Annotated in this window: 23 protein-coding genes; 14 read left to right on the top strand and 9 right to left on the bottom strand. The window is 66.3% G+C overall.

The features are described from left to right. The first annotated feature begins 8 nt into the window (after window positions 1-8). Entirely contained in the window at window positions 9-686 is a 678-nt protein-coding gene (locus VWN43_RS00950) for a lysophospholipid acyltransferase family protein (protein WP_253520193.1), read from the top strand. A gap of 45 nt (window positions 687-731) precedes the next feature. Here the strand turns inward: VWN43_RS00950 and VWN43_RS00955 are convergent, their stop codons facing one another. Together VWN43_RS00955 and hisC are read right to left on the bottom strand one after the other, a co-directional pair. Next, window positions 732-1,637, bottom strand: coding sequence for a prephenate/arogenate dehydrogenase family protein (locus VWN43_RS00955; protein ID WP_320181038.1), 906 nt, complete (start codon window positions 1,635-1,637; stop codon window positions 732-734). Next, window positions 1,634-2,734: a histidinol-phosphate transaminase gene (hisC, locus tag VWN43_RS00960; protein ID WP_320181037.1), complete on the bottom strand. Its 1,101-nt coding sequence runs from the start codon at window positions 2,732-2,734 to the stop codon at window positions 1,634-1,636. Before hisC ends, VWN43_RS00955 begins: the two co-directional genes overlap by 4 nt. Window positions 2,735-2,828: 94 nt before the next feature. On the opposite strand from hisC, the gene metX reads away from it, so the two are divergent. Then, window positions 2,829-3,932: a homoserine O-acetyltransferase MetX gene (metX, locus tag VWN43_RS00965; protein ID WP_320181036.1), complete on the top strand. Its 1,104-nt coding sequence runs from the start codon at window positions 2,829-2,831 to the stop codon at window positions 3,930-3,932. Next, the gene (gene metW / locus VWN43_RS00970) at window positions 3,929-4,513 is read left to right on the top strand and encodes a methionine biosynthesis protein MetW (protein WP_320181035.1); all 585 of its coding nucleotides are present in this window, start codon (window positions 3,929-3,931) and stop codon (window positions 4,511-4,513) included. Before metX ends, metW begins: the two co-directional genes overlap by 4 nt. Window positions 4,514-4,576: 63 nt before the next feature. On the opposite strand, the gene VWN43_RS00975 is transcribed toward metW, so the two are convergent. Continuing rightward, window positions 4,577-4,969, bottom strand: coding sequence for a VOC family protein (locus tag VWN43_RS00975; protein ID WP_253520181.1), 393 nt, complete (start codon window positions 4,967-4,969; stop codon window positions 4,577-4,579). 114 nt (window positions 4,970-5,083) lie between these two features. Between VWN43_RS00975 and VWN43_RS00980 the strand changes: the two genes are divergently transcribed. The 4 genes from VWN43_RS00980 (at window position 5,084) to VWN43_RS00995 (ending at window position 7,158) form a co-directional block, all read left to right on the top strand. Continuing rightward, entirely contained in the window at window positions 5,084-5,455 is a 372-nt protein-coding gene (locus VWN43_RS00980) for a hypothetical protein (RefSeq protein WP_320181034.1), read from the top strand. 86 nt (window positions 5,456-5,541) lie between these two features. Continuing rightward, window positions 5,542-5,961, top strand: a complete 420-nt coding sequence (locus VWN43_RS00985; RefSeq protein WP_320181033.1) for a hypothetical protein — start codon at window positions 5,542-5,544, stop codon at window positions 5,959-5,961. Window positions 5,962-6,038: 77 nt separating this feature from the next. Further along, window positions 6,039-6,710 (top strand): glutathione S-transferase family protein, encoded by a 672-nt coding sequence (locus tag VWN43_RS00990; RefSeq protein ID WP_253520175.1) that lies wholly within the window; start codon window positions 6,039-6,041, stop codon window positions 6,708-6,710. 67 nt (window positions 6,711-6,777) lie between these two features. Continuing rightward, window positions 6,778-7,158 (top strand): hypothetical protein, encoded by a 381-nt coding sequence (locus tag VWN43_RS00995; RefSeq protein ID WP_320181032.1) that lies wholly within the window; start codon window positions 6,778-6,780, stop codon window positions 7,156-7,158. An 80-nt stretch (window positions 7,159-7,238) separates the two neighbouring features. Here VWN43_RS00995 and mutM read toward each other — a convergent pair whose 3' ends face one another. Continuing rightward, on the bottom strand, window positions 7,239-8,054 hold the full coding sequence (gene mutM, locus VWN43_RS01000; RefSeq protein ID WP_320181031.1) for a bifunctional DNA-formamidopyrimidine glycosylase/DNA-(apurinic or apyrimidinic site) lyase: 816 nt from the start codon (window positions 8,052-8,054) through the stop codon (window positions 7,239-7,241). Window positions 8,055-8,178: 124 nt separating this feature from the next. Here mutM and VWN43_RS01005 point away from each other — a divergent pair, with 124 nt between their 5' ends. From VWN43_RS01005 to VWN43_RS01020, 4 genes are read left to right on the top strand one after another with little or no spacing between them, the layout of a single operon-like run. Continuing rightward, entirely contained in the window at window positions 8,179-8,910 is a 732-nt protein-coding gene (locus tag VWN43_RS01005) for a class I SAM-dependent methyltransferase (RefSeq protein ID WP_253520163.1), read from the top strand. A gap of 3 nt (window positions 8,911-8,913) precedes the next feature. Continuing rightward, window positions 8,914-10,476 (top strand): 2-polyprenylphenol 6-hydroxylase, encoded by a 1,563-nt coding sequence (ubiB, locus tag VWN43_RS01010; RefSeq protein WP_320181030.1) that lies wholly within the window; start codon window positions 8,914-8,916, stop codon window positions 10,474-10,476. After that, a complete protein-coding gene (locus tag VWN43_RS01015; protein WP_320181029.1) occupies window positions 10,443-11,585 on the top strand; it encodes a hypothetical protein in 1,143 nt (380 codons plus the stop codon). Before ubiB ends, VWN43_RS01015 begins: the two co-directional genes overlap by 34 nt. Further along, window positions 11,582-12,679, top strand: a complete 1,098-nt coding sequence (locus tag VWN43_RS01020) for a hypothetical protein (protein ID WP_320181028.1) — start codon at window positions 11,582-11,584, stop codon at window positions 12,677-12,679. The genes VWN43_RS01015 and VWN43_RS01020 overlap by 4 nt, the downstream gene beginning before the upstream one ends. Here VWN43_RS01020 and VWN43_RS01025 read toward each other — a convergent pair. Further along, window positions 12,630-13,019: a hypothetical protein gene (locus VWN43_RS01025; protein ID WP_320181027.1), complete on the bottom strand. Its 390-nt coding sequence runs from the start codon at window positions 13,017-13,019 to the stop codon at window positions 12,630-12,632. The genes VWN43_RS01020 and VWN43_RS01025 overlap by 50 nt on opposite strands. 186 nt (window positions 13,020-13,205) lie before the next feature. On the opposite strand from VWN43_RS01025, the gene VWN43_RS01030 reads away from it, so the two are divergent. Together VWN43_RS01030 and dut are read left to right on the top strand one after the other, a co-directional pair. Then, complete coding sequence (locus tag VWN43_RS01030) at window positions 13,206-14,963, top strand: bifunctional phosphopantothenoylcysteine decarboxylase/phosphopantothenate synthase (protein WP_330767918.1); 1,758 nt, start codon at window positions 13,206-13,208, stop codon at window positions 14,961-14,963. Continuing rightward, window positions 14,956-15,417: a dUTP diphosphatase gene (gene dut, locus VWN43_RS01035; RefSeq protein WP_320181025.1), complete on the top strand. Its 462-nt coding sequence runs from the start codon at window positions 14,956-14,958 to the stop codon at window positions 15,415-15,417. The genes VWN43_RS01030 and dut overlap by 8 nt, the downstream gene beginning before the upstream one ends. A gap of 71 nt (window positions 15,418-15,488) precedes the next feature. On the opposite strand, the gene VWN43_RS01040 is transcribed toward dut, so the two are convergent. From VWN43_RS01040 to secB, 4 genes are all read right to left on the bottom strand, one after another. Then, window positions 15,489-16,193 carry a DUF4136 domain-containing protein gene (locus VWN43_RS01040; RefSeq protein ID WP_253520141.1) on the bottom strand — a complete coding sequence of 235 codons (705 nt, stop codon included), beginning with the start codon at window positions 16,191-16,193 and terminating at the stop codon, window positions 15,489-15,491. A 165-nt stretch (window positions 16,194-16,358) separates the two neighbouring features. Further along, window positions 16,359-17,372, bottom strand: a complete 1,014-nt coding sequence (gene trpS, locus VWN43_RS01045) for a tryptophan--tRNA ligase (RefSeq protein ID WP_320181024.1) — start codon at window positions 17,370-17,372, stop codon at window positions 16,359-16,361. A gap of 30 nt (window positions 17,373-17,402) precedes the next feature. Continuing rightward, complete coding sequence (murJ, locus tag VWN43_RS01050) at window positions 17,403-18,968, bottom strand: murein biosynthesis integral membrane protein MurJ (protein WP_320181023.1); 1,566 nt, start codon at window positions 18,966-18,968, stop codon at window positions 17,403-17,405. A gap of 30 nt (window positions 18,969-18,998) precedes the next feature. Then, on the bottom strand, window positions 18,999-19,535 hold the full coding sequence (secB, locus tag VWN43_RS01055; protein WP_253520134.1) for a protein-export chaperone SecB: 537 nt from the start codon (window positions 19,533-19,535) through the stop codon (window positions 18,999-19,001). A 251-nt stretch (window positions 19,536-19,786) separates the two neighbouring features. On the opposite strand from secB, the gene VWN43_RS01060 reads away from it, so the two are divergent. After that, window positions 19,787-20,440, top strand: a complete 654-nt coding sequence (locus tag VWN43_RS01060) for a Tim44/TimA family putative adaptor protein (RefSeq protein ID WP_320181022.1) — start codon at window positions 19,787-19,789, stop codon at window positions 20,438-20,440. Window positions 20,441-20,458: the final 18 nt, after the last annotated feature.

Raw genomic sequence — 20,458 nt, forward strand, 5'->3', positions numbered from 1 at the left:
CGCAGCCCATGCTCTTTCTCCGCAACCTCGCCTTCTATCTCGCCTTCTACAGCGGCTCGCTGCTGATCACGACGGCGTCGCTGGCCTCGCTGCCGTTCAGCGTGACCGCGTTCCGTGCGCGGGTGCGCAATTGGTCGCAATGGCAGCGCTGGTGCGTCACCCATATGCTCGGCTGCGAGATCGTCCACGAGGGGGCGCCGCTCGACCAGCCGGTGCTCTATGCGATCAAGCACGAGAGCTTCTTTGAAGCGATCGATGCGCCCGCGCTGTTCAACTGCCCGAGTGTTTTCGCCAAGCAGGAGCTGTTCAAGATCCCGCTATGGGGCCGCGCCGCGGCCGCCTTCGGCCTGGTCCCGGTCGAACGCGAGGCAGGCGCAAAGGCGCTGATGAAGATGATCCGCCACGCCAAGGCGCTGATCGCGGATGGCCGCCCGCTGGTGATCTTTCCCGAAGGCACGCGGGTGCCGCATGGTGAACGGAGGCCGCTGCAATCGGGTTTCGCGGGGCTGTACAAGATGCTTGGCCTGCCGGTGGTGCCGGTGGCAGTGGACAGCGGGCCGATCTACCATCGGCGGCTCAAGCGGTCGGGGCGGATCACTTACCGCTTTGGCGAGCCGATCCCGCCGGGCCTGCCACGCGCCGAAGTCGAAGAGCGTGTGCGCGAGGCGATCAACGCGCTGAACTGAGACCCCGCCCGGTGCGCCGGGCCGGTCGTCAGTCTCACACGGCCTTTAGTGATCGGTCCGCCCGAAGTCGGGCCGCGCGTCGTCCTGGCCCTCCTCGATGATCGAGCGGCGGATCGCGCGGGTGCGTTCGAACAGGTCGAACAGCGTCTCGCCATCGCCATCGCGGATCGCGCGCTGGAGCAGGCTGAGATCTTCGGTGAACCGGCCCAGTACTTCGAGTACGGCGTCGCGGTTGGACAGGAACACGTCGCGCCACATCGTCGGATTGCTCGCGGCGATGCGGGTGAAATCGCGAAAGCCACCGGCCGAATATTTGATCACCTCGCCGCGGGTTACATCCTCGAGATCGGAGGCAGTGCCGACGATGGTATAGGCGATCAGATGCGGGATATGGCTGGTCACTGCGAGCACGAGGTCGTGATGCGCCGGGTCCATGATTTCGACCGTGGCACCAAGCCCTTCCCAGAACTGCGTGAGCGCCTCTACCGCTGCGGGCGGGGCCGTGTGGTCCGGCGTGACGATGCACCAGCGATGGCGGAACAGTTCGGGGAAACCGGCATCGGGTCCGCTGTTCTCGGTCCCTGCGACCGGGTGCGCGGGGATGACCACTGCCCCGGGCAGCGTCTTGGCCAGTGCCTCGCCGACGCGGCGTTTGGAGGAGCCGACATCGCTGACGATGGTGCCGGGGACAAGGTCGGCGGCAATCGCCTCGGCCGCCGCATTCATCGCGCCGACGGGTACGCACAGGATCACCAGCTCGGCCTCGCGCACGGCGTCGCCCGCGGTTTCGCAAATGGTGCCGGCCAGCCCGCGTTCGGCAGCGCGGCGGCGCACGGCGGCATCGGCATCCCAGCCGGTGGTCGCCACACCGGGCAGCATCTCGCGGACCGCCAGACCGATCGAACCGCCGATCAGGCCCAGCCCGATGATTGCGACGCGCGAAATCGTCATGCGCCCGCACCGCACAGCGTGCGCAATACGCGGGTGATGTCGTCCATCTGGCGCGCGGTCCCGATGGTGATGCGCAGCGCCTGCGGCAGCCCCTGTCCGGGCAGGTGACGCACCGCATAACCCGCATCGGCGATCGCCTGCAGCGCGGTTTCTGCCTGCAGGTCGCCTTCGAACAGCACGAGCACGAAATTGGCCTTGCTCGGCACTGCGCGCAGCCAGTGATTGCCCAGCGCCTCGATCGCATGGACGAACCGCTTGCGCTCCTCGCGGTTGGCTTCGCGCGAGCGGGCGAGGAAGTTCGTGTCGGCCAAGGCCGCAAGCGCGGCGCGCTGGCCGCTTGCGGTCACGTTGAACGGCCCGCGGATGCGGTTGAGCACATCGACCAGCCCCGGCACGCCGGTGGCCCAGCCGATCCGCTCGCCCGCCAGGCCATAGATCTTGGAGAAGGTCCGCGTGACCAGCACGTTCGCGTGGTGCGCGGCGAGATCGAGACCGCCGTCGTCCTCGCCGGGCTCGAGATATTCGGCATAGGCCTGGTCGACCACCAGCAGCACGTCGCCCGGCAATCCGGCATGGAGCCGCTCGACCTCGGCGCGGGGCAGGCAGGTGCCGGTGGGATTGTTCGGATTGGCGAGGAACACCACGCGGGTGCGCTCGGTCACCGCGGCCAGCAGCGCATCGACATCGGTGCCGTAATCGGCGTCGGGCGCTTCCACCGGGGTCGCGCCGCAGCGCCTTGCAGCGATGTCGTAAACCGCGAAGCTGTAGCGGCTGAACAGGACCTCGTCGCCCGGACCGGCAAAGCCCTGCGCGGCGAGATTGAGCAATTCGTCCGAGCCCGTGCCGCAAACGATCCGCGCGGGATCGATGCCGTGCTGTCTGCCCAGCGCAGCGCGCAAAGCAGCGGCGTCGGGATCGGGATAGGCCGCGGGGGTATGATCCACGGCCAGCGCCGCCAGCGCATCGGCGCTGCACCCCAGCGGGTTCTCGTTTGCCGACAGTTTGACCAGCTTGCGCCCGTCGGCACTGGTCGATTTGCCCGGGACATAGGCATGGATGCCTTCGATCCAGGGCTTCATGATGGGTGTGTCTGCCATTTCAGCTTCGCCGCATGAAAGAAATACGGCCCTTCGACAAGCCGGAGGCTTGCCGATAGAGACAGCGTTTGATTGTTTCATCCCAAGGTCCGATTTGAACGCGCAACCCCAATCGCTGCTCCTGCCCGACCCGCTGCCGCTCGATGGCGGCGCCGAACTGGCGCGTGTCGAGGTCGCATATGAGACCTATGGCACGCTGGCCGACGACGGATCGAATGCGATCCTGCTGTGCCATGCGCTGACGGGCGACCAGCATGTCGCCAGCGTGCATCCGGTGACCGGCAAGCCCGGCTGGTGGGAGCGCATGGTCGGTCCCGGCAAGCCGATCGACACCGACCGCTTCCATGTCATCTGTCCCAATGTGATCGGCAGCTGCATGGGCTCGACCGGTCCCGCCAGCGAGGCCAGCGACGGGCGGCCCTATGCGATGCGCTTCCCGGTCATCACCATCCGCGACATGGTCCGCGCGCATGTCGCCCTGCTCGATGTGCTGGGGATCGACCGGCTGCATGCAGTGGTCGGCGGGTCGATGGGCGGGATGCAGGCGCTGAGCCTTGCCGCGAACTGGCCCGAACGTACCGAGCGCGTGCTCGTCATCGCCTCGACCAGCCGCCATTCGGCGCAGAACATCGGTTTCCACGAATTGGGGCGGCAGGCGATCATGGCCGATCCGCGCTGGCAGGACGGCGATTATTACGGCGGCGAAGCGCCCGACAGCGGGCTCTCCGTGGCGCGGATGGCGGCGCATATCACTTATCTGTCCGAAGAGGCGCTGACCGCGAAATTCGGGCGCAATCTGCAGGATCGGCCCGACGGGACGAAGGGTGCCAAGAGCTTCGGCTTCGACGCCGATTTCCAGGTCGAAAGCTATCTGCGCTACCAGGGCAGCGGCTTCACCCGGCGGTTCGACGCCAACAGCTATCTCTATATCACCCGCGCGATGGATTATTTCGATCTCGCCGAAGAGCATGGCGGACGGCTGGCCGATGCCTTCGCCGGGACCACCGCGCGCTTCTGCCTCGTCAGCTTCGACAGCGACTGGCTCTATCCGACAAGCGAGAGCCGCCATGTCGTCCATGCGCTCAATGCCGCAGGGGCTGCGGTGAGCTTCGTCGAACTGTCCGCCCCGCATGGCCATGACAGCTTCCTGCTCGATGTGCCTGCGCTCGACCGGGTCGTGCAGGGGTTCCTCGCATGAGCCTGCGTCCCGATCTTGCCGTGATCGCAGCGCATGTCACGCCGGGCAGCCGCGTGCTCGACATCGGCTGCGGCGACGGGGCGCTGATGCTCGCTTTGCGCGATCTGGGGTGCGATGTGCGCGGGATCGAGATCGACGGCGCCAGCGTCGAGCGCTGCGTGTCGCAGGGCCTGTCGGTGGTGCAGGGCGATGCCGATCGCGACCTGCACGATTACCCCGACAAGGGCTTCGACTATGCCGTGCTCAGCCAGACGCTGCAGACCGCAGTGCGGCCCGACCGCATGCTCGACGAACTGCTCCGCGTCGGCACGCGCGCCTTTGTCAGCTTCCCCAATTTCGCGCATTGGCGCACGCGCGCCGCGCTGCTGGTCGGCGGGCGCATGCCGGTGACGCGCAGCATCCCGGTGAGCTGGTACGAAACGCAGAACATCCACCACGTCACGATCGCGGATTTCCGGGACCTCGCGCGCGAGAAAGCCGCGACGATCGAGCGCGACTGGTATTTTTCGCATCAGCGCCCGATTGCGCGCATCGGCGCTAATGCCCGCGCCGAATTCGCCGTATTCGAGCTGTCGCGCTAGGCGGGCGTCAGGCCCGCGCGGCGGGCGGGCACGCTCGGTGCTCCGCCGCCGCCGCGCCGCATTCTACCCCGGACGATGCAGGCCGCAGATCTTGTGGCCGTCGAGATCGCGGAAATAGCACAGGTGCAGCGCGCCCATCGAACTTTCACGCAGGCCCGGCGGATCTTCGATGCTGGTCCCGCCCGCGGCGATCGCCGCATCGTGCAGTTCCTTGACCTGTTCGGGCGAGTCGCATTTGAAGCCGATCGTCATGCCATTGGCGCAGGTGGCCACCTCGCCGTCGATCGGCTGCGACAGCGCGAGCACGTCGCCGTCATGCATGAAGAATACGCGCTTGATCCCGCTGTCGAGCGTGTTGTCCATCGCCCCCTCGACACCGATAACCTTGAGCACCTTTTCGTAAAAGGCCTTCGATTTGTCGATATCGTTCGTGCCGATCATGATGTGGTTGAACATCGTATCTCTCTCCTGTGAGTTTCGTTTCGCCACCTTAATCGTGGATGGCATCGTGACAAGCGACGATCGCATCTCGTCGCTTGCGGTTCAGCGCGGCGGGTATAGAAGCATGCCATGCACCTGCTTCTTGCCCCGCTCGCCCTGTCCTTCCTGCAAGCTGCGGGCGGTGCGCCGACTGCCGCCACCGAGCTCCCCGATCTGACGCTCGAACAGTCCAGTTCGCTGCGCTGTTCGGTCGCTTTCGGGCTGGTCCACCGCGCGCAGAACAGCGGCGACGAAGCGGCGGCGGCGTATCCCGTCATGGCCGAGCGCGGACAGGAGTTCTTCGTCCGCACCACCGCGCAGTTGATGGACGAGCTCGGGGCCAGCCGCGAGACCATCATGGGGCTGGTGATGCGCGAACACGCAGCGCTCAAAGGAAGCCCCGAACGGGTCGACGAGGTGATGCCAGCCTGCCTGTTGATGCTCGACGCCGCAGGGCTCTGACACCGCGTTCAGCACAGGGTCAGCGCGGGTGCGCCAGCTTGGCGGCCATTCGTTGATCGCCTCATCGATCGCTTCAGGGGCCACCCATGCGTAACTTCGTCCTGCCCGCCGCGCTTGCGGCCTGCACTCTCCCAGTGCCCGCGCTGGCGCAGGATGCGCCTGCTGCACCGCTGGCCGATCTGGGCGAGCAGATGCGCGATCCTGCCTCTCAGCGCGACATGGCGCTGATGCTGCAGGCGATGACCGAAGTCTTGCTCGACATGCCGATTGCCCCGCTGGCGCAGGCCGCTGCCGAAATGGCGGGCGAGAAGACCCGTGACATCGATCCCGACCTCACCTTGCGCCGCGCCGTGCCGCAGGCGGACCGGGTGGGCGATGAGGTCGCCCGCACTGTCCCGCGCGCCATGCAGGCTGCGGGGACCATGGCGGAAGGCCTCGCCGCGATGGCACCGTTGCTGCGCGACATGGCGGGGCAGATGCGCGGCGCGATCCCGCCGCGCAACTGATCCCCACGAAAATTAGCGAGCGCCCCCGGCACGCCAGTGGACGCGCCCCCGCGGCTTGTGGCAAGGCGACCGAATCCATGTGGCAGCTCTACCAATTCCCCCTTTGCCCGTTCAGCCGCAAGCTGCGCCTGCTGATGGGCGAGAAGAACATCGCCTACGAACTGGTGCGCGAGTATCCGTGGGAGGGGCGCGACGAATTCTGGCACCTCAACCCCGCCGGACGCACACCGGTCCTGCATGACCCGGCGCGCGGGGTCAGCCTGTCGGACAGCCAGGCGATCTGCGAATTCCTCGAAGAGACCGTCGAGCGTAGCCCGATGGTCAATGGCTCGGCCTTGCAGCGCGCGGAAATCCGCCGCCTGGTCGCGCTGTTCGACGAAAATCTCTATGCCGATGTTACCGGGCCGCTGCTGCACGAACGGATGAAGAAGCGGCTGGTCCTGCGCCAGCCGCCCGATTCGCGAATGCTGCGCGAGACGATGAAGAATGCGCATGCACATCTCGATTACATCGACTGGCTGGTCGACAACCGCCAATGGCTCGGCGGCGCGACCCTGAGCCTGGCGGACCTCGCCTGCGCGTCGCAGCTGTCGGTCGCCGACTATCTCGGCGGGATCGACTGGAAGGGCCACGACCAGACGCGGCACTGGTATTCGGTGATGAAAAGCCGTCCCAGCTTCCGCCCGCTGCTGAGCGAGAAGATGGAAGGTTTGCCGCCGCCGCCGCATTACGCGCTGGTTGATGCGTGAGGCGCGAGAATACGCGGTGAGAGCTCGCTGACCTTTGTAAAGGTTACCAACCAAAAGGTACTTCGCCATGCCACTCGATCTCGTCCCATTCGATGGACAGAGCCTCTTGGAAAGGCTCATCGGGAGAGGCATTTCGAATTCGAGAGTCGCTGAGCCCAACTATCCGCCGTTCTCCGAATTTTTCGCGAAAGATGGGAGTTGGAGCGCATGCATCAAACTCAGGGGGCCGCTGAACCTTGAAGGTGCTTGGGCCATCAGAGGCGATCAAATATATGTTCAGACAAGGATTCCGAAAATTGTCGATCGGCATCCGCGCAACGTAGAAATCGACAAATGCAGGAATATTCTAGGCGCAGGCCCCGAAGATCCGATATTCATCGACGCCGTGTACGAGATCGATCTCCCTCCGCAGAAGATTGAATGTTTCGTCGAGCCTCTTCGAACGTAGCCATGGCGCGTCGGAAAATGAGCCTCCGATTCGTCTCGATAGTGCGTTGTCGAATGACCCGTGCTGGGCCGACCGGGTCATCACCTCTGACAAACCGGGCAGAACCACGTGCTCCGCCCGCCCTGCACGATGCGCCGGATCGTGCCGCCGTCTTCGTGGTGGCAGGCCTCGCCCTCGCGCCCGTAGACATGGAAGCGCGTGGCGAAATAGCCGAGCTCGCCGTCGGGCTGCGCGAAATCGCGCAGCGTGGAGCCACCGTCGCGGATCGAGCGGGTGAGCACGTCCTTGATCGCGGGGACGAGGCGCTTCAGCTGCGGCAGGGTCACCTTGCCGCCGGCCTTGCGCGGGTGAATGCCCGCCTGCCACAGCGCTTCGCACACATAGATATTGCCCAGACCCGCCACGATCCGCTGGTCTAGCAGCAGCAGCTTGATCGCCTGCTTGCGGCCGCGCGTCGCTTCGCGCAAATGCTCGGGCGTCAAATCGGCGCCCAGCGGTTCGGGGCCAAGCGCGGCAAAGGGCGGCCACAGGTCGAGTTCGGGGTTCAGCAGCAGATCGACCGAGCCGAACCGGCGCGGATCGTTGAGCGCGAAGACGTGGTCTTCGGTCGCGAGCACCAGATGGTCGTGCTTGTCCGGCGCCTCCGGATCGATCCGCCAGCGCCCGCTCATGCCGAGGTGGAAGACCAACGCATGATCGCGATTGGTGTGGATCAGCCCGTATTTCGCGCGGCGCGAGAGGCCCGAGACAGTCGCCCCGGTCAGCGCCTGCACCAGGCCGGGGGGAAAGGGTCGGCGCATGTCGGGGCGGTTGACGCGCACGCTGACGATCCGCTCGCCCTCGAGGAACCGGGCCAGCCCGCGCACGGTGGTTTCGACTTCTGGGAGCTCGGGCATTTGAAAATCTCGTCACCCCAGCGAAAGCTGGGGTCGTTGTCGGAGGGCGATCCCAGCTTTCGCTGGGATGACGGGCTAATTCAAGGCCTTTGCCCCGGCCACAATTCCCCCTAAGGCCCCCCGCATGAGCGAAACCGTTTCCTTCGGCTACGAAGATATCGATGCCGCGGAAAAGACCGGCCGCGTGGGCGAGGTCTTTTCCAATGTTGCCGCCAAATACGATGTGATGAACGACGCCATGAGCGCGGGCATGCACCGGTTGTGGAAGGACCGTTTCGTCAAGCGGGTGAAGCCGCAGCCGGGCGAGACGATCCTCGACATGGCGGGCGGCACGGGCGACATCGCCTTCCGCATGGCCCAGCACGGCGCCAGCGTGACCGTGTCCGACATCAACCAGGACATGCTCGATGTCGGCATCGAACGCGCGATGGAACGCGGGATCGACGGCCTTGTCTGGTCGCGCCAGAATGCCGAGGAACTGAGCTTTTCCAGCCGTATCTTCGATGCCTATACGATCGCGTTCGGCATCCGCAACGTCACCCATATCGACCGCGCGCTGAAGGAAGCGCACCGCGTGCTCAAGTTCGGCGGGCGGTTCTACTGCCTCGAATTCAGCACTGTCGAATGGCCCGGTTTCAAGGAAGCCTACGACCTCTATTCGCACAAGCTGGTGCCGCAGATCGGCAAGGCCATCGCCAATGACGAGGACAGCTATCGCTACCTCGTCGAATCGATCCGCCGCTTCCCCGACATGCCCGGTTTCGAGCGCATGATCCGCGATGCGGGCTTCGAGAATACCCGCGTCGAGCCGATCATGGGCGGGCTCGTCGCGATCCACTCGGGGTGGAAGGTCTAAAGGGTGGCCAGACCCTCGACGCATATCCTGCGCCTGCTCAAGTGGGGCCGCACGCTGGCGCGTCACGGGGCGCTGCGCGGGATCGAGAACGATCCCAACACGCCGCCGCAGGTCAAGCGGCTGGCGCGGATCGCCCGTTTCGGCACGGTGCAGCCCAAGGAGCCCGACTATGCGGGCGCCTTTCGCGATATCGGTCCCGCCGCGATCAAGCTGGGGCAGACGCTGGCCACGCGGCCCGACCTCGTCGGCGAGGATGCCGCGCGCAACCTCCTGACCCTGCAGGACAATCTCCCCCCGGTCGATTTCGAAGAGATCAAGTCCAGCATCGAAGCCAGTTTCGAGCAGCCGCTCGAAGCGCTGTGGGCCGATTTCGATCCCGTGCCCGTCGGCGCGGCGTCGATCGCGCAGGTCCACCGCGCGGTGACGAATGACGGCCGGCAGGTCGCGGTCAAGGTGCTCCGCCCCGGCGTGCGCGAACGTTTCGCGCGCGATATCGGCACCTATGAATGGGCCGCTGCGCATCTCGAACGCTTCGGCGGCGAGGCGGCACGGCTGCGCCCGCGGCTGATCATCGCCAATTTCAAGCGCTGGACCAATCGCGAGCTCGACCTGCGGCGCGAAGCGGCCAGCGCATCCGAACTGGCCGAGCATATGGTTGGCACGGCGGGCTATGACATTCCGGGGATCGACTGGGACCGCACCAATGGCCGCGTGCTGACGGTCGACTGGATCGACGGGATCAAGATCAGCGATGTCGCCGCGCTGAGGGCTGCGGGACACGATACCAAGGACCTCGCCAGCCGGTTGGTGCTCGCATTTCTCAAGCAGGCCATCGCAGCGGGTTTCTTCCACGCGGACATGCACCAGGGCAATCTGTTCGTGAAAGCCGACGGCACGATCGCGGCGATCGATTTCGGCATCATGGGGCGGATCGACCGCCGCGCGCGGATGTGGCTGGCGGAAATCCTCTACGGGCTGACGACGGGCAATTACAAACGCGTCGCCGAGATCCATTTCGAGGCGCAATACGTCCCCAGCTATCACAATGTCGACGAGTTCGCGACGGCGCTGCGCGCGGTGGGCGAGCCGATGCGCGGCAAGCCGGTGAGCGAACTTTCGGTCGGCCAGATGCTCGACGGCCTGTTCGCGATCACGCGCGATTTCGACATGCAGACGCAGCCGCACCTGCTGTTGCTGCAAAAGACCATGGTGATGGTCGAGGGCATCGCCACCCAGCTCGATCCCACGATCAACATGTGGGATGTCAGCGCACCCTATGTGCGCAGCTGGATTCGCGACGAGCTCGGCCCCGAAGCGGCGATCGCCGATCGCATCCGTGAGGATACCGCGACCTTCCTGCGGATTCCCGAACTGGTGCGCCGGATCGAGGATCGTTTCCCGCCCAAGGGCGGCGCGCCCGAGCCGCCTCCGCTCCCCGATATCGAATTGATGGGGGAAAGGCGCCGCCGCAAGGAGCATGATCGCGGCTGGCTGGGCTATGCCGTTGCGGCAGTGGCAGGGGGGCTCGCTACATGGGCAGCGATAACGCAGGGGTGGATCGGCTAGGCAGCGGCGGCGCGGTGCCCGCCTGGGACCGCTTCGCCCATTGGGGCGCATGGCCCGCGCGGGTGTTGCTCGCGCTGGCGGCGATCCTGCTGGTGCTCGCCGCGCTGACGCCGCTGGCGGTCGACGGGGAAGAGGTGGCGACGCCGGCGACCGGTCTGGTCGAGGACGCGCCGGCAGCAAGCGGCGAACCGCCGCGCGACGACGATCTCGCCTTCTACGATACGGTGATCGAGCGGATCGCGCGCGGCGAGGCCTATTACGACTTCATCGTCGAGGAACAGCGCGCGCACGACTATCCCGTGCGCCCCGGCTTTGCCGTGCGCCTGCCCACGCTCGCCTATGTCCATGCATGGCTGGGCGAGGGCGGCATGATCGCGCTGGCGATCGCGCTGATGGCGGCGACCGTCTGGGCATGGTGGCGGCGGCTGGGCGAAGAACCCGGCGGCCCGCGGATGCGCCGGGTCGGCGCCGCGCTGATGCTGATGGGCGCATCGCTCGGCCTCAACCGCTATTACTTCGTCCTGCATGAATTGTGGGCGGGGATGCTGATCGCGCTAGCCTTCGGTCTCCATCGGCCGGGCCGCTGGGGCTGGTCGCTGGCAATCGCCGCACTGGCGTTGGCGATCCGCGAACATGCGCTGCCGTTTGTGCTGTTGCTGGGGGCAATGGCCGTGTGGCGCCGCGACTGGAAGGAAGCCGCAGCATGGGGCGCGCTGGTCGCGGTCTTCTGCGGCGCGATGGCGTGGCATTGGGCGCAGCTCGCGCCGCAAGTGGCGCCGGGCGATCCCTCCAGCCCCGACTGGCTGGTGCTGCGCGGACTGTCGGGCTGGCTTGGCAATATCGTGCTGAGTTCGAACCTGCGCTTCCTGCCGCATGCCATCGCCGGCCCGCTGGTCGTACTGATGGTGCTCGGCTGGGCCGGGTGGAAATCGCCAGCAGGAACCACGGGCAGCTTCCTCTATCTCGGCTATGGCCTCGCCTTCATGCTCGCCGGGCGGGCGAACAATTTCTACTGGGGCGCGGTGGTCGCCCCGGCCATGTTCATCGGCCTCGCTTTCCTGCCGATGGCGCTCTCCTCGCTGCTGCGCTCAGCGCGGGGGCGGCCATGACCTTGCCCGCTCGGCCGCTGTCGCGCCTGCCGCGCTGGGCGGCGCTGGCGCTGGTATTGGTGACGCTGCTTGCAGCTGTGTGGAACAGCTTTGCGCTGGAAACGCGCAACACCGCGCATGAGGCGGATGTCGCCGAGCGGCTTGGCCGCGGCGAGCGGGTCGATATGGACCTCTACCGCGCGATCAATGCGCGCGTTGCCGCGGGCGAGGATTACTACGCGGCGGCGGCGATCGAGCATCGCAGCTTCACCATGCCGACCAGCCCCTTCGTGACCGTGCGCACGCCCGTGCTGGCGTGGACCAGCGCGCTATGGAGTGAAGACGGCTGGCGGATCATCGCGGTGGTCCTGTGGGCCGCCAATATCCTCGCCTGGTTCGTGGCCTTGCGCGACCGGGGGCGGTTCGAAGGATTGGCGGGGGCGGGGCTTGCCGGTCTGTCCGGCATGGTCGCGTTTATCGCCGATATCCCGTTCAGCCATGAACTGCTTGCCGGGATGATGCTGTCGCTCGCGCTGGCGCTTGCCGCGCGCAATGCCCCAATAGGCGGGTTGCTGCTCGCAACCTGCGCGGTGGCGCTGCGCGAACTGGCGCTGCCTTTCCTGCTCGCCTGGGGCGCGGTTGCCCTGCTGGCGCAAGACCGGCGACAGGCGCGCGCGATCGCTGTGGTTCTCGCACTGCTCGCGATCGGGCTGGCGCTGCATGCTGCGGCGGTGGCGAATATCCGCCAGCCCGGCGATCTCGTGTCCTCGGGCTGGCACGGGCTGATGGGCCCCGCCTTGCCGCTCTACGGCATCCATATCTCCACCCTGCTGCAGACACTCCCGATCTGGCTCGCGGGACCGCTGGGGGTGCTCCCGCTGCTCGGCTGGTTTGCCGCGGGCGGCAGGCTGGGCGCGCTGGCCAGCCTGTGGTTCGCCGGGTTCATCGCCGCCGCCGCGATCTTCGCGCGGCAGGAGAACCTCTATTGGATGGGGCTGTTCATTCCCGCCTACGGGGTCGGTCTCGCCTTCCTGCCGCGCGCAGTGGCCGACCTCGCCGCCGCGCTCAGGCGTCCCTCTTGGGCCAGCCCCACGCCCGCATCGCCAGGACGATGACAAGGCAGTGGAACGCCTCCACGCCCACCGGCACGATCCAGCCCTCATAGGGGCCCTGCGCCACCAGGTTGATAAGGCGTCCGGCAAGCGCGATGCCGAACAGGCCCAGCGCCGGCAGCATGACGTCGCCGCGCCGTTTCCACGCGCCCCAGGCGAGCGACAGGGCCGTGACATAGAAGAACGCGGTCATATCCCCGCGCAGCGTCGATTCGCCGTGCGTCGTGACGATCGCAATGCCGAAATCGGCGGCCGCACTGTCCGGGTCGACCAGGAAGCTCGTCCCCAGCACCAGGTCGAGTATCGCCAGCGCGAGCAGTATCGCGCTTAGAATCACATGCATCGGAACCTCCCCCGTTTCCGTTTTTTTCACCTCGTAAGGTTAAGGCGTAATGGGAAAAACGCCAGCGCAACCCGCTGGCCATGATCGATGGGGGGCGCTAGCAAGCGCAGCGATGACACAATGGGTATCCATTCGCCGATCCGCGCGGACCCGCGCGAGCATGCCTCAAGCCGCAGGGCGCACCGCATGAGCGGTCCGCGGATCCTGCTTGTCATCGGCGGGGGCATCGCGGCCTACAAGGCGTGCGAGCTTGTCCGCCTGATCCGCAAGGCGGGCGGCGAGGTGACCTGCGTGCTGACCGAGGGCGGCCAGCAATTCGTCACCCCGATGGCGCTCGCCGCGCTGAGCGAGAACAAGGTCTATACCTCGCTCTTCGATCTCAAGGACGAGGTCGAGATGGGCCATATCCAGCTTAGCCGCGAGGCCGACCTGGTGGTCGTATGCCCCGCCACCGCCGATATGCTGGCGAAAATGGCGGCGGGCATTGCCGACGATCTGGCGACCACGCTGATCCTCGCCACCGACAAGCCGGTGCTGACCGTTCCGGCGATGAATGTGAAGATGTGGGAACACCACGCGACCCAGCGCAATGCCGATTGGCTGCGGCAGGCGGGCGTCGCGGTGATGGATCCCGACGAAGGTCCGATGGCCTGCGGAGAATTCGGTCCCGGGCGGATGCCCGAACCGCCCGCGATTCTCGGCCGCATAGCCGCGGAACTCGATCTCGATATCGAAGTGCCCGAACTGGCCCCGCCAGCCGCGGCACAGCTCGCCGCGCCGGTGGTGCAGGCGCCTGTGGACGATGTCCTCACGGCGCGCGAACCCGAAACGGAAGCGGAGGTCGAGGAGCAGGCCGAAGCTGACACCGAAGCCGATGGCGAAGAGGGCGAAGCCGAACAGGGCGGCGGCGGGCTGGGCGAACTGCTCTCGATGATCATCCCGCGCTCGACCGAGCAGCGCAGCCATGACGAGATCGAGGCCGACCTCGAAGCCGAGCCCGAATCCGAACCGGAGCCGGATATGCCCGGCCTGCCGGATCCGCTCGACGTTCCCATCCCCGAAGGCGCCGATGCCGGACCGATCCTCGCCAAGAAGGGCAAGGCGTCGTCCGCCCCGCCGACCGATCCTGCAGCGCTCGGTTTCGACCCGGCGGCCCAGGAAGCGCGCGCCATGCCGCAGCAGATCGCGAATGATGTGCAGACCGCGGAAATTGCCTTCGACGATTCGCCGCTCGCCGGGCAGGCTGCCTTCGATCCCGATCCCGAGCACCGCCCGCTTTACGGCAAGCATGTGCTGATCACCGCCGGACCGACGCATGAACCGATCGATCCGGTGCGCTATATCGCCAACCGGTCGAGCGGGAAGCAGGGCTTTTCGATTGCCGCGATGGCCGCTGCCGCCGGGGCGCGGGTCACGCTGATCGCGGGACCGGTGCATTTGCCCACCCCGGTGGGTGTCGACCGCGTCGATGTCGAAACCGCCGAGGATATGGCCGAGGAAGTGCGCCGCGCATTGCCGGTCGATATCGCCTTCATGGTTGCTGCGGTCGCCGACTGGAAGAGCCGCCATGTCGCGGGCGAGAAGATGAAGAAGCGCGGCTCAGCACCGCCCGCGCTGATCCTGGCGGAGAACCCCGATATCCTCGCGGGCACTGCGGCAGGGCGCAAGCGACCGACCTTGCTGATCGGCTTCGCCGCCGAGACCGAGAATGTGATCGAAAACGCCAAGTCGAAGCGCAAGCGCAAGGGCGCCGACTGGATCATCGCCAACAATGTCTCAAGCAATGAAGGCAACAGCGTGATGGGCGGCGATCTCAACCAGGTCCATATCGTCACCTCGGGCGGGGTCGAAAGCCTGCCCGAAATGCCCAAGGAAGACGTTGCGCGCGAACTGGTGCGCCGCGCCGCCGCGGCGCTCGCTCCCGTCGAGGACGATCATGACTGATCCCGTCGGTGTGCGTCTCAAACGCTTGCCGCATGGCGAGGGGCTGGCCCTGCCCGCCTATACCACCAGCGGTGCGGCGGGGATGGATGTGCTCGCAGCCGAAGATTGCGTGATCGCGCCCGGCCAGCGGCATGCGGTGGCCACCGGTCTCGCCGTGGCAATCCCGCAAGGGTACGAAATCCAGGTGCGCCCGCGTTCGGGCCTTGCACTCAAACACGGCATCACCGTGCCCAATACGCCCGGCACGATCGACAGCGATTATCGCGGCGAGCTCAAGGTAATCCTGATCAACCACGGCGCCGGCGACTTTACGATCCAGCGCGGCGACCGGATCGCGCAGCTGGTCCTTGCGCCTGTCACGCAGGCCGCGTGGGAAGAGGTCGGCGAACTGGACACCACCACGCGCGGCGCGGGCGGGTTCGGCTCCACCGGCGGTCACGCCAAGCTCGCCTGACCCGCGCATGAAAAAGGGCGGCCCGATCCGGAACCGCCCTCTCTCGTATCATCCCGTCCGGGAAGCTATCGTCAGTCTTCGATCCGGCGCACGGTGGTCTTTTCCGGCGCGATCGAGATACGCACCGTCTCACCCGAATTGCCGGGGAAGTCGGTGAACATCGCTTCGACCAGATTCGGCACCAGATATTGCAGCCGGTTCGAGGTCGAGACGGCCTGCGCCTCGCCTTCGAACAGGCGCTCGCCGGTGGCCGCGCGGTCGATCTTCAGATCGATGCCGCTGGTATAGACGGTGTAGCTGCGCACTTCGGGCCCGCCGAACCACGGATCGTTGAAGCCGTAGCCCCAATGGCTGCCGTAATAGCGCGGGCTGTAATAGCCCGGACGCGCGCGGTAGCCGCGTGCGGTGTAGCCGTACCAGGGCGAATAGAACGGATCGCGGAAGCCCGTCGAACGCACGCGCTCGCGGCCCTTGTCGACCGTGTAGTCGAACCGCACCAGCAGCGATGCGTCATCGACCGAAGCCGCCTGCGTATAGCCGAGGCGGGTCATCTGCGCTTCGACGAGATCGGCATATTGAGCGAACTCGAGCCCGCCGGCGAGCGCCGGGTCATCGGCAACCACGGCATAGCTTTCGCCCTGCGGGGCGGGCAGCTGCGACTGGAAGCGCGAAACATCCGCTTTGAACGGGGTGGCACAGGCCGCAAGGCCCGCGAGGATCATGGGAACGGAGGCGAGCTTGAGTTTGCGCCCCCAACCCTGTTTCAGGTTGGTCATACTCAATACCTTTCGAGTAACGGGCGGGGAATACACGATTTTCCACGCCCGTGCAGCCCGCCAATCTGCCGCGCTGGATTGGCGGCGAATGTCCGGGGATTTAGCGGTACGTCGATGAACCCGGATTGAATATCCCGATTCACATATGTTGCACCGGTGCGCGCGTCAGCGAACGAGGCCGAGCGCGGTGTAAGCCGCATCGAGCGTCGGGCGGCCCAGCTCGCGCGCATGGCTGGCACCGCGCGCGAGGATCGCATCGAGCGCCTCGCGATCGCCGAGCAGCTCGTTGAAGCGCGTCGAGATCGGACGCAGCGTCTCGACCAGCAATTCGCCCAGCGCGGGCTTGAACTTGCCAAAGCCCTCGCCGCCGAACTCGCCCAGCACCGCATCGACCGTATTATCGGTGACCGCGGCATAGATGGTCACCAGGTTCAGCGCTTCGGGCCGGCCGACCAGGCCCTTGGCCTCGCTCGGCAGCGGTTCGGGGTCGGTCTTGGCCTTCTTGACCTTCTTCATCACCGTGTCGGCGTCGTCGGCCAGCTCGATCCGGCTCATTTCGGAGGGGTCGGACTTGCTCATCTTCTTCGACCCGTCGCGCAGGCTCATGATCCGCGCAGCCTGCGGCGGGGTGATCGCTTCGGGCAGGGTGAAGACCGGCGCATCCTCGCTAGCGAAATCGTTGTTGAACTTCTGCGCGATGTCGCGCGCCAGCTCGAGATGCTGTTTCTGGTCCTCGCCCACCGGCACATGCGTGGTCTGGTAGAGCAGCACGTCGGCCGCCTGCAGCACGGGATAACCGAACAACGCGACCGACTGGCCTTCGCGGTTCTTGCCCGCCTTGTCCTTCCACTGCGTCATGCGGTTGAGCCAGCCCATCCGCGCGGTGCCGTTGAGCAGCCATTGCAGCTCGGCATGCGCGGGCACCTGCGCCTGGTTGAACAGCACGCTGCGCTGCGGGTCGATCCCGCAGGCGACGACCGCCGCAGCCATTTCGAGCGTGGCCTTGTGCAGCTCGGCCGGGGTGTGCGGCATGGAAATGGCGTGCAGATCGGCGAGGAAGAACAGGCATTGTTCGCCGTCCTTCATCTCGTCCTGCATGCGCACCCAATTGCGGATCGCCCCGAGGTAATTGCCGAGGTGGAGATTGCCGGTGGGCTGGATGCCGGAGACTACCCGCATTTCAGGGCGCATGAATTCTCTCAATCAAGTTCAGGTCTGGCGGCGCAGCAGCCGGGCGATCGTATCCCGGTCGAGTACCCCCAGAAGGAAGGCCGCGATGCCGTAGACCGCGCTGCCCGTCAATGTCACCGCGGCAATCCCGCCAGTGCGTTCGAGCACCGTGCCGTCGAACCACGGATCGAGCGGGTCCATCAGCAGCCACAGCGCCGCCCCCATCGCCAGCGCGGCGATGGCGATCCGCACGATGCGCCCCGCGATCCGCGTAGGCAGGCGAAAATAGCCCCGCCGCGCAAGGATCGCATAAAGCAGCGCGACATTGCACCATGCGCCGATCGATCCCGCTATCGCCAGCGCCAGCACGCCCAGGCGCGGGACCAGCAGGATGTTGAGCCCCACTGTGATCACCAGCGAGACCGCGGCAGTGAAGACCGGGGTGCGGGTGTCCTTGCGGGCGAAGAAATTGGGCGTCAGCACCTTGACCAGCACATAGGCAGGCAAGCCGATGACCAGCGCGCTGACCACCGTGCCGGTAATCATCGCGTCTTCCACGCTGAACGCGCCGCCGGCGAAGAACACGCGGGTGAAGGCGCTTCCCGCGACGAACAGCGCGACCGCGGCGGGCACCGTCAGCAGCATCGCCAGCTCGATCGCGTTCGATTGCAGGCGCTGCGCCTCGGCATCTTCGGAGCGCGCGAGATAGCGCGACAGCGCGGGCAGGATCGCGGTGCCCAGCGCGATGCCGATGATGCCCAGCGGCAACTGGTTCCAGCGGTCGGCCATCGCGAGGTAGGTATAGCTGCCGACCTGCAGCGTGGAGAGGAAGAACAGGTCGACGAAGCGGCTGATCTGGTAAATCCCCGCGCCGAACACTGCAGGCACGATCAATATGCCCAGCTCCTTCACCCCCGGCGACACGCGCGGCAGGACCATGCGGATGCGAAAGCCCGCGCGGTGCATCCAGAACGACAGCCAGACCAGCTGGAGCAGCCCCGAGGCGCTGAGCGCGACCGATTGCCAGAAGGCGGTTTCGCGCCGCGCCATAACCCCTTCGCCGAGCGAGGCGCCATAGAGCAGCGCGGCGATCAGGCAGAGGTTGAGCAGGATCGGTGCCGCCGCCGCCGCGGCAAAGCGCGAGAGCGAATTGAGCACCGCGGCGACCAGCGTCGCGAGGCTCATGAACAGCAGGTAGGGGAAGGTGATCTGCGCCATCATCACCGCGATCGGCAGCGCTTCGGGATCGCGTTCTAGCCCCTCGGGCGCGAAATAGGCGACCACCCAGGGCATCACCATCATCGCGATCGCGCCGAACACGATCAGGATCGGCAGCAGGATCGACAGCACGCTTTCGGCAAAGCGCTGCGCTTCGCTTCGCCCTTCGACCATGCGCCGGTTGAACAGCGGCACGAAGGCACTGGCAAAGGCGCCCTCGGCGAACAGCCGGCGGAAGATATTGGGCAGCATAAACGCGAGCTGCCACGCATCGCCCATCGGCGTCGCGCCCAGCACGCGCGCGACGAGAATGTCGCGCACGAAGCCGAACACGCGGCTGACCGCGGTCAGCCCGCCGATCGTCCCGACGTTCTTGAGCAGGCTCACGCGTCAGAGCCCCGGCTGCGGTTCAGCGCCCTATGCCTCGCCGGCGGGCGGGATCGCGCCTTCGCCCTGCTGCTGTTCCTGCGCGCGCGCGGCCAGCTGCTGCTGGTAGAGCGCGCCGAAATCCATCGGATCGAGCATCAGCGGCGGGAAGCCGGCATCGCGGCTGGCATCGGCGATGACGCGGCGGGCGAAGGGGAACAGGATGCGCGGCGCTTCGGCGAACAGGAAGGCGTGCGCGTGCTCGTCGGGCAGATTGCGCATGCCCATCAGCCCGCAATAGTCGAGGTCGATGAGGTAGAGATTGCCCTGGCTGGTCTTGGCGGTGCAGGTCACCTTGAGCGTGACTTCGTGGACATCGTCGGCGACCTTGTCGGCGGCGATATTGACCTGCACGTCGAGCTGCGGCTGCTCGGTCCACTGGAAGCAGGCCGGGGCATTGGGGTTCTCGACCGAAAGGTCCTTGATATATTGCGAGATCACGCCCGCGCTGGGCTGCGTATCGGCCCCGTTGGCGCCGGCTGCGGGATCCATGTTGAGGTCGGTGAGAACGTCGCCTTCGTCGGCCATGAGAATTCGCTTTCCAATTATCCGATTTTGCTGGTCGCGTGCGCTGCCGGGGCCGCGCCGGACCGTCGGTGCGCGCGACTAGCACTGTCGGGCGCGCGTAGCAATCCGCAGCCCGCGACCGCACGCCGGGCGGCGTCCCGTTCATCGCAGGACCATTGTCGGTTTGTATTTCTTTCCTATCTAGGGCAGGACAAATGTTGGACTGCCGGGGGCGTTGCCGCCGGAATGAAGTTGGGAAGCAGGTTATTACCGTGATCACCGAGATCGTCATCCTCGCCATGATCGCCGCCTTTCTCGGGCTGCGGCTCTATTCGGTGCTCGGCCGCCGGTCGGAGCACGAGGAAGAGGCGATTCCGCACCGCTTCGAACGCAGCGATACCCCGCCGCAGGCAGACAATGCGCCGCGCGCGGTCCGTCAGCCGGTGGTGCTGCGCGCGGGCGACAACCGCGCCCCGGCCAATGAAGCGGGCATCCGCGCGATTGCCGCCGCCGAACCGGGCTTCGACCTGCTCGGCTTCCTCGAAGGGGCGAAGAGCGCCTATGGCGTGATCCTCGAAGCCTTCTGGAAGGGCGACAAGGACACGCTGCGCCAACTGACCGATGACGATGTCTATGACAGCTTCGCCGGTGCGATCGACGCGCGCGAGGCAGCGGGCGAAACGCTCGACAACCGCCTCATCCGGATCGAGGACGCGACCGTGCGATCGGCCGAACTCGATGGCCGTACCGCGCGCATCGCGGTATTGTTCGTCGCCGATATCGCTGCCGTGACACGCGACAGCGACGGCACCGTCATCGCCGGTTCGCTCGACGATGCGATCGAAAGCCGCGACGTGTGGACTTTCAGTCGCCATGTCGGTGCTGCCAATCCCAACTGGATCCTCGACGAGACCGACGAGGGCTGACGCTCCGCGCAACCCGGG

The sequence above is a fragment of the Qipengyuania sp. HL-TH1 genome (assembly GCF_036365825.1).
GTDB lineage: Bacteria > Pseudomonadota > Alphaproteobacteria > Sphingomonadales > Sphingomonadaceae > Qipengyuania > Qipengyuania profunda.

What these genes read in the sequence shown, in the direction of transcription:
- VWN43_RS00950 (WP_253520193.1), top strand. Translation starts at nt 9, where the DNA reads ATGCTCTTTCTCCGCAACCTCGCCTTCTATCTCGCCTTCTACAGCGGC.
- VWN43_RS00955 (WP_320181038.1), bottom strand. Translation starts at nt 1,637, where the DNA reads ATGACGATTTCGCGCGTCGCAATCATCGGGCTGGGCCTGATCGGCGGT.
- hisC (WP_320181037.1), bottom strand. Translation starts at nt 2,734, where the DNA reads ATGGCAGACACACCCATCATGAAGCCCTGGATCGAAGGCATCCATGCC.
- metW (WP_320181035.1), top strand. Translation starts at nt 3,929, where the DNA reads ATGAGCCTGCGTCCCGATCTTGCCGTGATCGCAGCGCATGTCACGCCG.
- VWN43_RS00975 (WP_253520181.1), bottom strand. Translation starts at nt 4,969, where the DNA reads ATGTTCAACCACATCATGATCGGCACGAACGATATCGACAAATCGAAG.
- VWN43_RS00980 (WP_320181034.1), top strand. Translation starts at nt 5,084, where the DNA reads ATGCACCTGCTTCTTGCCCCGCTCGCCCTGTCCTTCCTGCAAGCTGCG.
- VWN43_RS00985 (WP_320181033.1), top strand. Translation starts at nt 5,542, where the DNA reads ATGCGTAACTTCGTCCTGCCCGCCGCGCTTGCGGCCTGCACTCTCCCA.
- VWN43_RS00990 (WP_253520175.1), top strand. Translation starts at nt 6,039, where the DNA reads ATGTGGCAGCTCTACCAATTCCCCCTTTGCCCGTTCAGCCGCAAGCTG.
- VWN43_RS00995 (WP_320181032.1), top strand. Translation starts at nt 6,778, where the DNA reads ATGCCACTCGATCTCGTCCCATTCGATGGACAGAGCCTCTTGGAAAGG.
- mutM (WP_320181031.1), bottom strand. Translation starts at nt 8,054, where the DNA reads ATGCCCGAGCTCCCAGAAGTCGAAACCACCGTGCGCGGGCTGGCCCGG.
- VWN43_RS01005 (WP_253520163.1), top strand. Translation starts at nt 8,179, where the DNA reads ATGAGCGAAACCGTTTCCTTCGGCTACGAAGATATCGATGCCGCGGAA.
- VWN43_RS01015 (WP_320181029.1), top strand. Translation starts at nt 10,443, where the DNA reads ATGGGCAGCGATAACGCAGGGGTGGATCGGCTAGGCAGCGGCGGCGCG.
- VWN43_RS01020 (WP_320181028.1), top strand. Translation starts at nt 11,582, where the DNA reads ATGACCTTGCCCGCTCGGCCGCTGTCGCGCCTGCCGCGCTGGGCGGCG.
- VWN43_RS01025 (WP_320181027.1), bottom strand. Translation starts at nt 13,019, where the DNA reads ATGCATGTGATTCTAAGCGCGATACTGCTCGCGCTGGCGATACTCGAC.
- VWN43_RS01030 (WP_330767918.1), top strand. Translation starts at nt 13,206, where the DNA reads ATGAGCGGTCCGCGGATCCTGCTTGTCATCGGCGGGGGCATCGCGGCC.
- dut (WP_320181025.1), top strand. Translation starts at nt 14,956, where the DNA reads ATGACTGATCCCGTCGGTGTGCGTCTCAAACGCTTGCCGCATGGCGAG.
- VWN43_RS01040 (WP_253520141.1), bottom strand. Translation starts at nt 16,193, where the DNA reads ATGACCAACCTGAAACAGGGTTGGGGGCGCAAACTCAAGCTCGCCTCC.
- trpS (WP_320181024.1), bottom strand. Translation starts at nt 17,372, where the DNA reads ATGCGGGTAGTCTCCGGCATCCAGCCCACCGGCAATCTCCACCTCGGC.
- secB (WP_253520134.1), bottom strand. Translation starts at nt 19,535, where the DNA reads ATGGCCGACGAAGGCGACGTTCTCACCGACCTCAACATGGATCCCGCA.